The sequence below is a fragment of the Bradyrhizobium sp. Kon37 genome, assembly GCF_055807535.1.
The window spans coordinates 73,308-87,355 of record NZ_JBVVOY010000001.1 but is presented as its reverse complement, the minus strand read 5'-3'; the positions used below and the strand labels follow the sequence as shown (position 1 = coordinate 87,355).

General features: G+C 63.8%; 16 protein-coding genes. 13 read left to right on the top strand and 3 right to left on the bottom strand.

Features of this window, described 5'->3' with window-relative positions:
* Window positions 1–227: 227 nt before the first annotated feature.
* Window positions 228–1,037, bottom strand: coding sequence for an IclR family transcriptional regulator (locus tag AC0L3J_RS00490; RefSeq protein WP_473345484.1), 810 nt, complete (start codon window positions 1,035–1,037; stop codon window positions 228–230).
* Window positions 1,038–1,168: 131 nt separating this feature from the next.
* On the opposite strand from AC0L3J_RS00490, the gene AC0L3J_RS00485 reads away from it, so the two are divergent.
* From AC0L3J_RS00485 to AC0L3J_RS00460, 6 genes are read left to right on the top strand one after another with little or no spacing between them, the layout of a single operon-like run.
* On the top strand, window positions 1,169–2,134 hold the full coding sequence (locus AC0L3J_RS00485) for a Bug family tripartite tricarboxylate transporter substrate binding protein (protein ID WP_473345483.1): 966 nt from the start codon (window positions 1,169–1,171) through the stop codon (window positions 2,132–2,134).
* A gap of 3 nt (window positions 2,135–2,137) precedes the next feature.
* Window positions 2,138–2,755, top strand: coding sequence for a flavin reductase family protein (locus tag AC0L3J_RS00480; RefSeq protein WP_473345482.1), 618 nt, complete (start codon window positions 2,138–2,140; stop codon window positions 2,753–2,755).
* A gap of 43 nt (window positions 2,756–2,798) precedes the next feature.
* Entirely contained in the window at window positions 2,799–3,659 is an 861-nt protein-coding gene (locus AC0L3J_RS00475) for a fumarylacetoacetate hydrolase family protein (protein WP_473345481.1), read from the top strand.
* 3 nt (window positions 3,660–3,662) lie between these two features.
* Window positions 3,663–4,466, top strand: coding sequence for a 2-oxo-hept-4-ene-1,7-dioate hydratase (hpaH, locus tag AC0L3J_RS00470; protein ID WP_473345480.1), 804 nt, complete (start codon window positions 3,663–3,665; stop codon window positions 4,464–4,466).
* Window positions 4,467–4,491: 25 nt separating this feature from the next.
* Window positions 4,492–4,884: a RidA family protein gene (locus AC0L3J_RS00465; protein ID WP_473345479.1), complete on the top strand. Its 393-nt coding sequence runs from the start codon at window positions 4,492–4,494 to the stop codon at window positions 4,882–4,884.
* Window positions 4,885–4,897: 13 nt separating this feature from the next.
* Window positions 4,898–5,773 (top strand): amidohydrolase family protein, encoded by an 876-nt coding sequence (locus AC0L3J_RS00460; protein WP_473345478.1) that lies wholly within the window; start codon window positions 4,898–4,900, stop codon window positions 5,771–5,773.
* 174 nt (window positions 5,774–5,947) lie between these two features.
* Here AC0L3J_RS00460 and AC0L3J_RS00455 read toward each other — a convergent pair whose 3' ends face one another.
* On the bottom strand, window positions 5,948–6,943 hold the full coding sequence (locus AC0L3J_RS00455) for an LLM class flavin-dependent oxidoreductase (RefSeq protein ID WP_473345477.1): 996 nt from the start codon (window positions 6,941–6,943) through the stop codon (window positions 5,948–5,950).
* Window positions 6,944–7,331: 388 nt separating this feature from the next.
* On the opposite strand from AC0L3J_RS00455, the gene AC0L3J_RS00450 reads away from it, so the two are divergent.
* The 7 genes from AC0L3J_RS00450 to AC0L3J_RS00420 all read left to right on the top strand — a co-directional run bounded on the left by AC0L3J_RS00450 (window position 7,332) and on the right by AC0L3J_RS00420 (window position 12,241).
* The gene (locus tag AC0L3J_RS00450; RefSeq protein WP_473345476.1) at window positions 7,332–8,633 is read left to right on the top strand and encodes a hypothetical protein; all 1,302 of its coding nucleotides are present in this window, start codon (window positions 7,332–7,334) and stop codon (window positions 8,631–8,633) included.
* Window positions 8,634–8,636: 3 nt separating this feature from the next.
* Window positions 8,637–8,918, top strand: coding sequence for a hypothetical protein (locus AC0L3J_RS00445; protein WP_473345475.1), 282 nt, complete (start codon window positions 8,637–8,639; stop codon window positions 8,916–8,918).
* A gap of 75 nt (window positions 8,919–8,993) precedes the next feature.
* A complete protein-coding gene (locus tag AC0L3J_RS00440) occupies window positions 8,994–9,539 on the top strand; it encodes a hypothetical protein (protein ID WP_473345474.1) in 546 nt (181 codons plus the stop codon).
* Window positions 9,540–9,545: 6 nt separating this feature from the next.
* On the top strand, window positions 9,546–10,313 hold the full coding sequence (locus AC0L3J_RS00435; protein ID WP_473345473.1) for a M48 family metalloprotease: 768 nt from the start codon (window positions 9,546–9,548) through the stop codon (window positions 10,311–10,313).
* 125 nt (window positions 10,314–10,438) lie between these two features.
* Window positions 10,439–10,942 carry a peptidase associated/transthyretin-like domain-containing protein gene (locus AC0L3J_RS00430; protein WP_473345472.1) on the top strand — a complete coding sequence of 168 codons (504 nt, stop codon included), beginning with the start codon at window positions 10,439–10,441 and terminating at the stop codon, window positions 10,940–10,942.
* An 11-nt stretch (window positions 10,943–10,953) separates the two neighbouring features.
* Complete coding sequence (locus AC0L3J_RS00425; protein WP_473289569.1) at window positions 10,954–11,592, top strand: ferric reductase-like transmembrane domain-containing protein; 639 nt, start codon at window positions 10,954–10,956, stop codon at window positions 11,590–11,592.
* Between the two features lie 172 nt (window positions 11,593–11,764).
* Window positions 11,765–12,241 carry a Crp/Fnr family transcriptional regulator gene (locus tag AC0L3J_RS00420; RefSeq protein WP_473289571.1) on the top strand — a complete coding sequence of 159 codons (477 nt, stop codon included), beginning with the start codon at window positions 11,765–11,767 and terminating at the stop codon, window positions 12,239–12,241.
* Window positions 12,242–12,366: 125 nt separating this feature from the next.
* Here AC0L3J_RS00420 and AC0L3J_RS00415 read toward each other — a convergent pair whose 3' ends face one another.
* Window positions 12,367–12,771 (bottom strand): VOC family protein, encoded by a 405-nt coding sequence (locus AC0L3J_RS00415; protein WP_473289573.1) that lies wholly within the window; start codon window positions 12,769–12,771, stop codon window positions 12,367–12,369.
* Between the last annotated feature and the right edge of the window lie 1,277 nt (window positions 12,772–14,048).

Here is a 14,048-nt window from a genome sequence, read left to right as displayed (position 1 = left end):
GTCGGCGAGGCCGCCCTTGTGCCATAAAATGGCTCGCGAAGTCAGCCCATTGACAGCGCCGTATCGTCGGTGCGCTCCCTCGCCCCGTTCTTACGGGGAGAGGGCTGGGGTGAGGGGCCTCTCTCCGCACGCGAGATGGTCGAGAGACCTGTACCCCCTCACCCGGATCGCAAGAGCGATCCGACCTCTCCCCGCAAGCGGGGAGAGGTGAAGCGGCACCGTCAGCGCTATCCAGTATTCCCCCGGATCGCCTGCTCGATGATCCGCGCCTCCCGCAGCAGGATCTCCGCGACCTCCTGTTCGCGGCGCGGGCCGAGCCTCGTCCGAACGGCGGAGACGGTCATCGCGGCGGCGGGGCGGCCGTCGGGGGTCTTGATCCAGGTCGAGATCGATTTCGTGCCCTGCACGAGACCAATTTCCCTCATGCCATATCCCAGCCGTCTTGCGGCGGTGACCTGGCCCAGCACCGTTGCAGCATCGGTCCGGTAGGCCTCCAGTCTCTTCTCATTGGCCGCGACGATTTTTCGCGCGTCCTGCGCCGGCATCGCGGCGAGGATGGCGACGCCCGCGCTGGAGACACCGAGCGGCCGGCGCGCGCCGACCTCGATCGACAGCACCTGGATCGGATAGATTCCGATCCTGCGATCGACGCACAGCGTGTCGTTGCCGGTCCGCACCGTCAGGAACAGCGTGTCGCCGATCTCGGTGGAGGCGCGTTGCAGCGACGGATTGGCGGCGATCAGCAGCCGCGATGGCCGGGCCCGTGCGAGCGCGAGCTCCGGCACCTGGTTGCCGATCGCGTAGCGGCCGGTTCGGTCATGCCGTTCGACGATACCTTCCTCGATCAGCACGTGGACGATGCGATGCACGGTCGGGCGGGTGAGGCCGGTCGCCCGCACCACCTCGGTCAGCGGCACGCCGTCTTCGCGGCCCGCGGCCAGAATGCGCAGCACCGCGAGCGCGCGCCGGATCGCCTGCGCGCCCTGTCGCGGTTCGGTCATGCGGCGGGCGGATTTCGCCGAAGAGGTCTTGTCCATAATATGGACAAGAACGCCACAATTCACTCGACAGGTAAAGCGCGCATCTGGAGATTGCGCTCCGAATCGAGATGCCGTGTACGACGTCGGGCAAATCGACGTAAAATTGGAAGCGCCGCCGGGAGGTTAACATGAGATTAATCTGGATTGCCATAGCTGCCGCAGTGGCGATGTTGACGGGACCGGCGTCGGGCCAGCAATGGCCGTCGCGCAACGTCAAGCTGATCGTGCCCTATCCGGCCGGCGGCAATGTCGACAGTGCCGCACGCATCATCGCCGACAAGCTTCAGGAAAAGCTCGGCCAGCCCTTCATCATCGAGAACAAGGCGGGTGCCGGCGGCATGATCGCGGGCGAGGCCTTCGCGAAATCCGCGCCCGACGGCTACACGCTGTTCGTCGGCGCCAACGGCCCGGTGCTGTTCGCGACCGAAATCAACAAGCGCGACGTCTATAGCTGGAAGAAGGACTTCCTGCCGATCACGGCGATCTCGATGACGCCGCTGGTGCTCGAGGTGCATCCGTCGGTGCAGGCGACGAATTTCAAGGAGTTCATCGATCTCGCCAAGCGCGAACCGGGCAAGCTGACGATGGCCTCGCCCGGTCCCGGCACCACCAACCATCTGCTCAGCGAGCTGATGCAGTCCAGCCTCGACCTGCAATGGGTCACCGCGCACTATCGCGGCAATGCGCCTGCGGTCAACGATCTCTTGGGCGGGCAGGTGCAGTTCGCGTTCGACCAGCTCACGGTCAGCCTGCAGCACATCAAGGCCGGCCTGTTCCGCGCGCTGGCCGTCACCAGCCCGCACCGTCTGAAGTCGCTGCCTGACGTCCCGACGTTTGCCGAGCTCGGCTACAAGGATTTTGACGGCCAGACCTTCACCGGCCTGTTCGCACCGGCAGGCACGCCGGCGCCCGTGATCGACAAGCTGCATGAGGCGCTGACCGCGATCCTGAAGGATCCCGCCGTGGTCGACAAGTTCGAGAAGCTCGGCGGCGAAGCCGTCGCGATGACGCCCGACGAATTCAAGGCCTATCTCGAACGCGAGGACGCCAAATGGATTCCGATCGTGCGCAAGGCCAACATCAAGGCGGATTGATCGATGCGGGTCGACCCCACCGAGCTCGGTGCCGAGCGCATCTACCGGCTGATGACCGGCATCGTGGTGCCGCGCCCGATCGCCTGGGTGACGAGCCTGTCGCGCGCGGGCGTGCTCAACCTCGCGCCGTTCAGCGCCTTCACCTTCGTCTCGCAGAAGCCGCCGATGCTGGCCATCAGCGTCGGCCGCAAGGGCGCGGACTACAAGGACACCGCGCACAACATCCTCGACACCGAGGAATACGTCATCCACATCGCCGATACCCCGCTGATGCAGGCCGTGCACGACTCATCGGTCGAGCATCCGCCCGAGATCAGCGAGGTCGCGGAGCTTGGCCTCGAGACGATCCCGAGCGAGCGCATCAAGGTGCCGCGGCTTGCCGTTGCACCCGTCGCGATGGAATGCCGCTTCCGGCAGTGCCTCGAATTCGGCGACGCCCGCAGCCGTCTCATCGTGGGGGAGGTCGTGATGTTCCACCTCCGCGACGGCCTCGTGAACGACGGCAAGGTCGAGACTGCGGCGCTCGATCCGATCGCGCGCATCGGCGGGCCGCGCTATGCCCGGCTCGGCGAGATCGTGACGCTGCGCGGCGTGTTCCAGACTCCCAAATCGAAAGACTGAGCGCGCTGCCCCGCGCGCGCCTCAAGACCATTGGAGAACGACCATGCGACTCCTAAGTTATCTCCTGGACGGAGAGCCGCGCTATGGTGCCGCCATCGAAGGCGGTGTCGTCGATCTGACCCGGCGGATCGGCCGCGACTTCTCCGACGTCAGGGCGCTGATCGCGGCCAATGCGCTGGCCGACGCCCAGGAAGCTGTCGCCGGACAGAAGCCGGACCACGCACTCGACGATCTCGTGCTGCTTCCGCCGGTGCTGGCGCCCGAAAAGCTCTGGTGCATCGGCGTCAACTACGCCGAGCGCAATGCGGAGTATAAAGACAGCTCCGACCTGCCCAAATATCCCAGCCTGTTCGTGCGCAGCATGTCGTCGATGACGGGCTCCGGTCAGCCGCTGGAGAAGCCTGAGGTCTCCGAGCAGCTCGATTACGAAGGCGAGCTCGTCATCGTGATCGGCCAGGGCGGCCGCCACATCCCGCGCGAGAAGGCCTGGTCGCACATCTTCGGCATGACGCTGTGCAACGAGGGCACGATCCGCGATTGGCTGCGCCACGGCAAGTTCAATGTCACGCAAGGCAAGAATTTCGACCGCTCCGGCAGCATCGGTCCCTGGATCGTCACATCGGACGAGCTCGATCCGCGCGGGCCTCATGACATCATCACGCGCGTCAACGGCGAAGTGCGGCAGCAGGACACCACCGAACGGCTGATGTTCCCGTTCGATTTCCTGATCTCCTATCTCTCCACCTTCGCAACCCTGAAGCCCGGCGACATGATCGTGACGGGGACGCCGACCGGGGCGGGCGCCCGCTTCGACCCGCCGCGCTGGCTGAAAGTTGGCGATGTCGTCGAGGTCGAATCCAGCCGCATCGGCGTGCTGCGCAACACCGTCGCGGCGGAGAGCTAAGCCATGCTGGATACTCCCACGATCGAACGCCTTGCCATGCGCCTCGACGAGGCCGAGCGCAGCAAGACGCTGATTACGATGTTCACCAAAGACTATCCCGATTTCAGCATCGAGGATGCCTATGCCGTTCAGCGCGCCTGGACCAAACTTCAGATCAGTCGCGGCCGCGTCGTCAAAGGCCACAAGATCGGCCTGACCTCGAAGGCGATGCAGAACGCGGTCGGCATTTCCGAGCCGGATTACGGCGTGCTGTTCGCCGACATGTTCTATGCCGATGCCACGCCGATTCCGTTCGACCGCTTCCACGCGCCGCGAATCGAGGTCGAGCTCGCCTTTGTGCTGAAGGCGCCGCTGCGCGGACCCGATTGCACCATCTTCGACGTGCTCAACGCCACCGACTACGTCACCCCGGCGCTGGAGATTCTGGAGACGCGCATGCACCGCGTCGATCCCCAGACGGGCAAGGCGCGAAAGGTCATGGACACGATCTCGGACAACGCGGCGAACGCCGCGCTGGTGCTCGGCGGCCGACCGTTCCGCCCGATGGACGCGGACATGCGCTGGATCGGCGCGCTGTTGTTCCGCAACGGCGAGGTCGAGGAAACCGGGCTCGCCGCCGGCGTGCTCAATCATCCCGCCAACGGCATCGCCTGGCTCGCCAACCGCCTCGCGCCGCATGACGAGCATCTCGCCGCCGGCGAGGTGGTGCTGGCGGGATCGTTCACGCGGCCGGTCGACGTCCGCCGCGGCGACACGTTTCATGCCGATTATGGCGCGTTCGGCTCGGTGTCGTGCCAGTTCGTCTGAACCAATAAGCAAGAGGGAGCGCATCATGACCGGTCACACGCGGCGCAAGAGCATCCATATCGGCAGCTTCAAGCACGCCAACCCGATTCCGAATGCCTGCCGCATCGGCAATCTCGTGATGTCGGGCGTCATCCTCGGCCGCGATGCGGCTGGCGCGATGCCCGAGAGTCTCGACGCGCAATGCGCCAACATGTTCGCGCATATGAAGGCGACGGTCGAGGCCGCCGGCGGCACCACCGACGACATCATCAAGATGACGGTGTGGCTGAAGGACCGTACGCAGCGCGCGCCCGTGAATGTCGAGTGGCTCAAGATGTTTCCGGACGAGCATTCGCGTCCGGCGCGCCACGCGCTGCCGATGGACAACATGGATGGCGGCGCACTGGTGCAGTGCGACTTCACCGCAATGATCGACTGAGGGAGCCTGCCGCATGCCGACCTATCTGCCGTTCGACCTGAACCCGCGCCGCCCGGTCAAGGCGCCGCCGCCCAAGACCGTCGACAGCCAGTTTCACGTGCTCGGCCCCATCGACAAATATCCGGAGCGTCCTGGTGCTGCCTATCGGATGCCCACCGCGACCTGGGAGGCGGCGCTGCGCGTGCACAAGACGCTCGGCATCGAGCGCGGCATCATCGTGCAGACCACCACCTATGGCGCCGACCACGCCGTCGTGCTCGACGGTCTCGCCGCGATGGGCCCGAACTATCGCGGCTGCGCCAACGCGCTGGTGTTCGCCGAGGCGAACGATTCCTATCTCGCAAAACTGCACGACGCCGGCGTGCGCGGCGCGCGCTTCAGCTTCCGCCAGGAGCTCGGCGCCGTGCTGTCGGATGCCGATTTCGCCCGCGCCATTGCGCGCATCCGCGAGCTCGGCTGGTACGTCAAGATCCAGCCCGAGAAGGACGGCATCGTCTCCAGCGTCGCCAAATACGAGAATCTCGACGTGCCCGTGCTGATCGACCACATGGCGCGCCCCGATCCGGAAGCCGGCAGGAACGATCCGAATTTGCGCAAGATGCTGGAGCTGCTCGCCAAGGGCAATTTCTGGGTGATGCTGTCGCTCGGCGAGAAGACCTCGAAGCTTGGTGCTCCTTACGACGACGTCATCCCGATCGCGCGCGCCTATATCGAGGCCGCCGTCGACCGCTGCGTCTGGGCCAGCGACTGGCCGCATCCGGTCTCGGTGAAGCAGCCGCCCAACGACGCCGATCTGCTGGAGTTGATGTACCGCTACGCGCCCGACCAGGCGGAGCTGGAGAAGATCCTGGTGCACAATCCGGCAAAGCTGTTCGGCTTTCCGGATTAGGGCCCTCGAGGCCTGCCGCGGACGCGGTGCGCTCCCTCTCCCGCGTGCGGGAGAGGGTCGGGGTGAGGGCTCTCTCCTCTAGGGGATTGTCCCATGGCGGACACCCTCTCCCCAGCCCTCCCCCGCAAGCGGGGGAGGGAGCGCACCTGTCTCGCCGCAACAATCAGGGGCTGATCACCCCGCCAGCCGGTCCCGCACCCCAGCCGCGATCTCGAACGAGCGCAGCCGCGCGGCGTGGTCGTAGATCTGCCCCGTCGTCATCAGTTCGTCCGCGCCGGTCTCCGCGATCAGCGCCTTCAGCCTCTCTTCCACCACGGCAGGCGAGCCGACCGCCGAGCAGGATAGCGACTGGCCGACCATGGCCTTTTCCGCCGGCGACCACAGTGCATCCATGTCCTCGACCGGCGGCGGCAGCGGGCCGGGCGTGCCGCGGCGCAGATTGATGAACTGCTGCTGCAGCGAGGAGAACATCCGCTGCGCGTCCGCGTCGCTATCGGCGGCAAACACGTTGACGCCAACCATCGCATAGGGCTTGTCGAGCTGTGCCGAGGGTTCGAACCGCGCCCGATACTCCCGCAGCGCCGGCATCATCATTTGCGGCGCGAAGTGTGAGGCGAACGCGAACGGTAGCCCGAGCATCCCCGCAAGCTGCGCGCCAAAAGTGCTGGAGCCCAGGATCCACAGCGGCACCTTCGTCCCCATGCCCGGCACGGCGCGGATCGTTTGGTTCGGTTGCACGTCGCCGAGCAGCGCCTGCAGCTCCAGCACGTCCTGAGGAAAATTCTCGGAGCTGGTGGCGAGGTCGCGCCGCAGCGCCCGTGCGGTGAACTGGTCGGTGCCCGGCGCGCGGCCGAGCCCAAGATCGATCCGCCCGGGATAGAGCGAGGCCAGCGTGCCGAACTGCTCGGCGATGACCAGCGGCGAATGGTTCGGCAGCATGATCCCGCCGGACCCGACCCGGATGGTTTTGGTGCCGCCCGCGATATGCCCGATCACCACCGACGTCGCCGCGCTGGCGATGCCCGTCATGTTGTGATGCTCGGCCAGCCAGAACCGTTTGTAGCCCCAGCTTTCGGCATGCTGGGCGAGATCGAGCGAATTGCGAAACGCCTGCGACGCATCGCCGCCCTGACGGATGGGCGCGAGGTCGAGCACGGACAAGGGGATCATGTGGAGGCACCGCGGTGGAGGATCTGCGCGATCAAGCGCGTCGGGCTTTCACATGTAGTGTCCGGCCGCGGGAATGTCAGCGCCGCCGGATCGTTCCGGTTTAACGACGGTCATCGGATATGTCGGTTGATATCTAATTGAAATAACTGAGAGTTTATTCGGTTCGGGGATCACGGAAGGTCTGCCGCCTGTGCGATCCGACGGCGCATTGCTGCGGTGTCTTCGCAGCCGAGGCCTTGCCTGCTGGGCAGGACGCCGTCGCGGCAACGCGTTCGTCATTCACGTGTCGTTGCGAACCGGCGCCCATTGCTGTTGCCGGTTCGATAATTCCCGGATTGTTGGAATTGGGTGTGGCAACCACCGCGAGTTTCATGTTTAGTGGCGCTTATTGTTTGAAGTCGTGTTTCGCGAACGAAGCGGCATCCTGCGACGAGATTGGTTGTCGGTGCTGCGCCGTCGCGAGCGGGCAGCTGGGTGGGCTGGGCTCGCGGCAAATTTTTTGGCAAGGCGTTCCAGCCGCAGGCTGCGCCGCGTGATGGAAATAGAGAGCTGGGTCATGGATGATCCTCCTGGCGACACCCTTGCCCGGGCAAAGCGGGGCTATACGGCCTGGATTATGGTTGGCTTCGTCGTCCTGGTGGGCGCGATATTTACTGCGATCAATTGGGCGGGGTCCGGCGAGCGACCCAAGCTCTCGGTGGCGAAGCAATGGAATGAGGCAATCGAGAAGCTCGGCTTCGAGCCGGTCTATCCCCCTGTGGAGGACATCCAGGTCGGCGATGTCTTTGCGATGATCTCCGACGACGCGGCCATTGGTTCGGCGACGGACGAGCCGTTTGCGGGCCGCTCGATCAAATTGCTGCATCTCGATTTGACGCCGGAACTCGAGGAGGCCTATCGAGCCGTCTATCAATTTCCAGCGACGAATGCGCGGCCCGAGCATGACGGGCAGATGTGGCCGCAAGGCAGCGCCACCGAGTCGCTGTTCAAGCCTCCCACAATGCGGACGGCCCTTCCGCTCGTGCTATTCCCGCGCTTCACCATCACCAATGTGAAGCGGGCAAGCGGCAGCGCAAGCGCGATGTCGCAGCTGTTCAATGGCGCGTTTGGCGCCGACGCCAATTCGACCGAAACGGTCGAGGTCAGGTTTTCGGCCACCGAAACTTATGGCGTTCCGGCGGTACCAGCGGAGCTGCGGCTGATCGATTTCTGTGAAAATGAAGAAACAAAGGGGTTCTGCTGGCAGCGGGGTCTACGCAAACAGCTTGCGATGTTGATTGGGAAGAGGATCGACGACAAGGTGAAAGACCGCAAGACGGGGATCGAACGGCCGCGCTTTTCGGTGGAGCTCGCGCTCGTGAGCCGGGTTTTCCTGGCGCGTTCCATTCAAACCAGTATGGGCGAAGACGGCGGGGCGCGCGGAAGTATCGGAGTAAATCAGCAGGCCGTATTGCCGGCGATTGCAGCGCAGCCAAGTGCGCCGGCCACAGGCGCGGGTGGGAACCACGCCGAGCCAGACAGCAGGCCACCGCTACCCACTCCGGCGCCCCAGACCGGCTCCAACAATTCGCCTGGCGGGGCGATCGCCCTCGAGCGCCGCGCGACCTCGAATGTGCTTTTGCCGGAGACGTTGTTGCCCCGCCCGGTCGTGGTCGGTTTCAAGAGCGTTCGTTTCAAGCCCGTGGAGTGAAAGATGACCATACGCAAGACACTGGTGCTGGCCAGCCTGGCGCTGGTCACGTTTCCGCTGCCCCGCGCCGAGCTTTTCAGCCGGATCGCCGACGAATGCACCTGCGATCGAACCAAGATGGCGTGCAGGATTCAATGCTCCGGTATCGGATCAGGCACCGGGACCGGAGGCGGATCGAGCACGTTCAGGGTTAATCCCGATGGCGAGCGTCCGGCTCAAGACCGGCCGATCGTCGTGCCCCGGACAGAGTCGGATGTGAGGAGTTCAACAGGACTGAACAAGTGACCGGTTGACCAGCCGATCAAAACGCCGGTGGCCGTGTCGTGGATTGTGGCTTGCCGGCCTAGCGCGAGTAAGGGAATGAAGATGACATCCAGGGGATTGATCCGGTTCTTGATCGTGGCGTCGTTGGCGTGCCTGCTTCAGGTGCAGGGTATGCGGACCGCATCGGCGCAGGCTGACCCGCGGCAGATCCTGATGGCCGTCATTCAGCAATTGCAGACGGGCACACCGAATTGGACCTGGTACGGCCCGCAGCTCTGGCAGACGATCGCGATGCAGACGGGCAACAGCGGCATCTATCCGCAACTGGTCCAGCTAGGGCAGGTGACCAATGTCGTCCTGAACGGACAGTCCCAGCTCCCTGCGGGGCCGGTTTATTCCTTGGTTGTGCAGCATCAGCAGGGTGTGTCGACCTGGCTCTTGGGCATCAGCCTCTATACCAACCGGATCGAATACGCGAATTTCAACATTGGCTCCACGCCCCAGCAACTTCCCCCCCCGCCGTTGCCGCTTCCGCAAACCGATGCTCCCACTCCTGGAAGCGTACCCAATCCGCCCTCCAGCGCCCCGCCTCAGACGAGCGGCACCTCGGAGGCCTGCAAACGGTTTCCGAATCTCTGCTAGGGAGAGATGCAGATGCTGACACGAAGATGTTGCATCGGATGCGGACTTCTTCTTTTCGGCGGCATTGGCGCAAGGGCCGCCGACGCACGCCACAATCCCGCCTATGGCTGCAGTCTGACCGCGAGTGAAGCCGGCAACATTCTCGGCAACAAGCAGGATGGGCAGGGTGGCCGCGTGCGCGAGATGCCGTCGATACCCAACTCGGGCGACAAGGATTTCGACCGGGCGCTGGCGGAGACGCTGGTCAGGATTTCCGACTGTCTGAATGTCACGCCCAGCTTCGCCTATTTCGACGACCGTGACTCGCCAAATGCGTTTGCATTGCGCGAGAAACGCGTGGCTGGGAGCGATGGCACAGTGCTGTTCGGCCAAGGGCTCCTGAAGCAGCTGATGGCAGACCCAGAGGCCGGAGATGCCGCGGTCGCCGGCATTTGCGCCCACGAGTTCGGACACGTCCTGCAGTGGAAGGTTGGGGTTGACGAAATTCTCCTTGAGGGGCAGCCCACTGTCAAGCGGGTGGAATTGCACGCGGATTTCCTTGCCGGCTATTTCGCGGGCGTTCGCAAGCTACAGCACTCGAGCTTCAACGCTGCGGTGATCGCGCTGACGCAATTCAACGCTGGCGACAACATGCTCAAGCACCCGAGACACCACGGCACTCCCGAGGAACGCGGCAAGGCGATCGTCAAGGGGTACCAGACCGGGCACGACGACAGAAAGTCGCTGCTAGACGCTCTGGATATCGGCGAGAAGTTCGTCAAACAGAACTTTTGACGAGGCTACGACCGCTTTCACAACACTGTTATCGCGGCCCGTCGTGCCCTTTGTCTCAACTGGGCGTCCCGCCTCTGTTGTTGTACCCTTGGCGGAGCGACTGCACGCTCGCCAGGAGAACCGACATGACCATCGTCGTACTCAATCGCCGCAACCTCCTTAGCGCGGGCGGCTCGACGCTCGCAACCGGGCTTTTGGCAACCGGCGTTCCCGGCCTGCTGCTGCCCGCCCGCGCGGACGGCCTCGCGCCGACCGAGACGATGTCGGGCGGAGCGAACAACTACCGCAAGGGCGCGGCGATCGTGGACAGGATCGGCAAGGGCGGCTTCTGGATGAGCGGCACCGTCCGCCGCGCCGGCGACGGGGCGCCACTGGCCGGGCAGCGCATCCAGATCTGGGCGCACACCACCGAAGGGCAGGAGCACGAGCCGCAGAGCCATGGCGCCACGCTCACCGACAAGGACGGCAAGTTCCGGCTCGAGATGCCGCAGATCATTCCCATCTTCGGCCAGCCGCATGGCCACCTCGCCTATGACAGCGGTGAGTTCAAGACGGTCTTTCTGCGGCCGGTGATGCGGAGCGCAAAGGAAACCAGCCTCGAGGCGCACTTCGTCCTTCAGCCGGCCTGATCGCATTGGAGATGAAGGGGCGGCGACCGGCCCGGGCGAGCCTGATCTGGGTCGCCCTTGCCTTGGCCATCGGCGTGCCGATCGCGCTCGCTGCCGGAAGCGAGCAGCTCGCATGGCGCGGCCCGGTCTACATCCTGGCCGGATTCGCAGGGATCATCGCGCTGGGACTCGTGCTCGTTCAGCCCCTGCTGATCGGCGGATATCTGCCGGGACTGTCGGCCTATCGCGGCCGGCGCGCCCATCACTGGATCGGCGGCGCGCTCGCTCTGGCGGTCGTGATCCATGTCGCCGGCCTCTGGATCACCAGCCCGCCCGACATGATCGACGCCCTGACCTATACGTCACCGACGCCGTTCTCCCCCTTCGGCGTGACCGCGATGTGGGCCATCTTCACCGTCGCGCTTCTCGCGCTGCTACGCCGGCGCTTGGGATTGCGGCTGCGCACCTGGCGCATCGTCCATATTCCGCTCGCGATCATCATCGTCGCAGGCAGCGTCGTCCATTGCCTGCTGATCGAGGGGACGATGGAGACAGTCTCGAAGGCGGCGCTGTGCGTGTTGATCCTCGTGGCAACCGTGAAGGTCATGATTGACCTGCAAGTGTGGCGAAAGCGAAGGGCGCTGCGGGGGGAAAGTGTCGCGCGGCAGTAGCTCACTGGGCTCAAGAGGCGAAGCGCTCTCAACTCGTCATTGCGAGGAGCACTTGCGACGAAGCAATCCAGAGTCCCTCCGCGGAAAGATTCTGGATTGCTTCGCTACGCTCGCAATGACGGAGCAGGCTACTCCGCTTGCCGCAGTCAGCGACCGGGCGTAACCTTCCGCGATGGCCGTCAGTGTCCCCGACCTGAAAGCGTTCCTGCTCGCCACACCGTTCTTCGGCGGTATCCCGGATCAAAGTCTCGACCTCCTGATGTCGATGCTGGTCGAGTGCCGATTTGATACCGGAGCAACCGTCGTGACGGAGGGCGAGCCCGGACGCTCGCTGTTCATCGTCAAGTCCGGCCGGCTGGCGGTGAGCAAGCGGGCGAATGCGGGCAACGCCATCCCGATTTCCGTTCTGGAGCCCGGCGATTTCTTCGGCGAGATGACGCTGATCGAAATGCAAAATCGTTCTGCCACAGTGGTCGCGGAGAGCCCGACGGTGCTCTATGAGTTGACCGCCCAGAAACTCTACGCCTGCTACAAGGCCGACATCCACGCCTATGTGATCGTCCTGCAGAACATCAATCGTGAGCTATGCCGACGGCTGCGCCGCAGCGACGATCGCTTTGCGGCGCATCAGATGGGTGACGACAAGTGATCAAGTGATAATGCGTAGGTGGGTGGAGCACTTGCGAAGCCCATCATGTTTCGTCACCGCCGCAAGGCCGCGATGGTTGGCGGCGGCCGTCCGCATGTCGAGCACACGAGCGACCCGGCTGCTCGTCAAGATCGAATCGGCTGCCCGATTCCCAGCAAGTTACCTTCGCTGTCGCGGAACCACGCGCCCCGCTCACCGACACCCTTGCTGGGGTAATTCCCGGTAATCGCGGCAATCCCATCAACGGTCTTCAAGCCGGGTAGGTCATATTCCTCGAACTCGACTCCCCGCACGCGAAGCTCGCGCACCGTTGCCTCGATATCCTCAACTTCCCAGCCCATCTGTGTGTGCGTGCCGAATGGCAGTCCGGCCGAGATGAATATCGCAAACTCGCCATTCGCACAGACGTAACGGAGTCCACCGTCGCGCTGTTCGACCGGCTCGAGCCCGAGTTTTTCCGAATAGAACGCTCGCGCCCGATCCAGGTCTTTGGCTGGAAGCCGGGTTGCCACCTTCGCGTTCCCAAGCATGCCTCTCCCCTTTTCTTAGTCTTAAGCTCGCGTAGGATGGATAGAGCACTTGCGAAACCCATCATGCATGCTTGGCCACCGAACAAGGCCTTAGCTGCGCCAGGACTTGACAAGGCGGGTGGCTCCTTTGGCCCCTGCAACTCCACCCAGAGCAAAGCAAACGAGGATACCAATGAGCACAACGAGCGTCCAATCGCTGTGAATGCCTCCCTGTACGCGACTCAGAAACGAGGTTCCGATCAGCATAGCCGCGAATCCGAGAACGGCTCCACAAAGCGTGAAGCCCACCAATCGCGCGAGCAGGACTATCAATGACGTTCGGTTCACGTCACTCATTTGTGGGAATGCCCTCATTTGTGCCCGGCTCCGGGATGATGCGCATTTGGCCAAGCATCCCTTTCCATCCGCACTTCGGACATTGAACCGCGGCTCTTTCATCATCGTGAGGATTCGCGCCTTCTTGATAGTCAAAGCCAGGGCTTTGACATTCTGGGCAACAACCCATCCCAATTCGCTTGACGATCTTTTCCCACGCCATTCGACTGTTCCAGATTGCCGAATATTAGTTGCTCGCAGTGGCGCTGAGAACCGCTGTCGCAGAACTGCCTCTTGGATTCGCCGATTATGTCAAAAGCAGCACGCGTGGCCGAGGGCGACCCGTCGGGCAAAACACCCGCCTCCCGCAAAACCCCGTCAACCCTCCCTCACAAAAATATTCCACTTTACCGAAATTCGGAATCGCAGTATCAATCCGCCATCCCGGTCCAGGGAGAGGGACGATCGTCCGTCGTAACGAACGTGGATCGGGGGGTGGTGGACGCGGCAGCGTCGGGCACGAAGGCGGGACCAGGGCGAGATGAACCTCGTGAGGTCTTGTTTCTAGCGTGCGGACGACCGGCGCCAACGCCCTGCGAAGCCCTTTTGGGCGAAGCAGGACGTGTCCGGCGAAGCCTCTTGGCGAAGCCGGATCGCTGCGTACGGCAAAATCGTGTGGTCCTGGCCGTCGTTGCTACGGTCAAGCCTTGCGGAGATGGATCGGGGCTCAACCGGGTCTTTGGCCATCGTCAATTCGCAAGGCGACGGTGACAAAAAGGAACTCGTCGCCGGGGAGAGCGCGGCATAAGCCGTCAACCCACTGCGCAGGGAAGGCCGAGTGTTCGGCGTCACCTGTATGCTGCTGTGCGGTCTTTTTGCGCTACATCTTCGCGCAGCAGACCGCGGGTGCCAGCCGGCACCCGGTCTTCCCTGCGCCCTCTTCACAGAGTAGGGCTAAGGAA

Coding starts and splice junctions, on each gene's coding strand:
- AC0L3J_RS00430 (WP_473345472.1), top strand. CDS start 10,439: ATGACCATCGTCGTACTCAATCGCCGCAACCTCCTTAGCGCGGGCGGC.
- AC0L3J_RS00435 (WP_473345473.1), top strand. CDS start 9,546: ATGCAGATGCTGACACGAAGATGTTGCATCGGATGCGGACTTCTTCTT.
- AC0L3J_RS00490 (WP_473345484.1), bottom strand. CDS start 1,037: ATGGACAAGACCTCTTCGGCGAAATCCGCCCGCCGCATGACCGAACCG.
- AC0L3J_RS00460 (WP_473345478.1), top strand. CDS start 4,898: ATGCCGACCTATCTGCCGTTCGACCTGAACCCGCGCCGCCCGGTCAAG.
- AC0L3J_RS00415 (WP_473289573.1), bottom strand. CDS start 12,771: ATGCTTGGGAACGCGAAGGTGGCAACCCGGCTTCCAGCCAAAGACCTG.
- AC0L3J_RS00465 (WP_473345479.1), top strand. CDS start 4,492: ATGACCGGTCACACGCGGCGCAAGAGCATCCATATCGGCAGCTTCAAG.
- AC0L3J_RS00480 (WP_473345482.1), top strand. CDS start 2,138: ATGCGGGTCGACCCCACCGAGCTCGGTGCCGAGCGCATCTACCGGCTG.
- AC0L3J_RS00475 (WP_473345481.1), top strand. CDS start 2,799: ATGCGACTCCTAAGTTATCTCCTGGACGGAGAGCCGCGCTATGGTGCC.
- AC0L3J_RS00455 (WP_473345477.1), bottom strand. CDS start 6,943: ATGATCCCCTTGTCCGTGCTCGACCTCGCGCCCATCCGTCAGGGCGGC.
- hpaH (WP_473345480.1), top strand. CDS start 3,663: ATGCTGGATACTCCCACGATCGAACGCCTTGCCATGCGCCTCGACGAG.
- AC0L3J_RS00485 (WP_473345483.1), top strand. CDS start 1,169: ATGAGATTAATCTGGATTGCCATAGCTGCCGCAGTGGCGATGTTGACG.
- AC0L3J_RS00420 (WP_473289571.1), top strand. CDS start 11,765: ATGGCCGTCAGTGTCCCCGACCTGAAAGCGTTCCTGCTCGCCACACCG.
- AC0L3J_RS00440 (WP_473345474.1), top strand. CDS start 8,994: ATGAAGATGACATCCAGGGGATTGATCCGGTTCTTGATCGTGGCGTCG.
- AC0L3J_RS00445 (WP_473345475.1), top strand. CDS start 8,637: ATGACCATACGCAAGACACTGGTGCTGGCCAGCCTGGCGCTGGTCACG.
- AC0L3J_RS00425 (WP_473289569.1), top strand. CDS start 10,954: ATGAAGGGGCGGCGACCGGCCCGGGCGAGCCTGATCTGGGTCGCCCTT.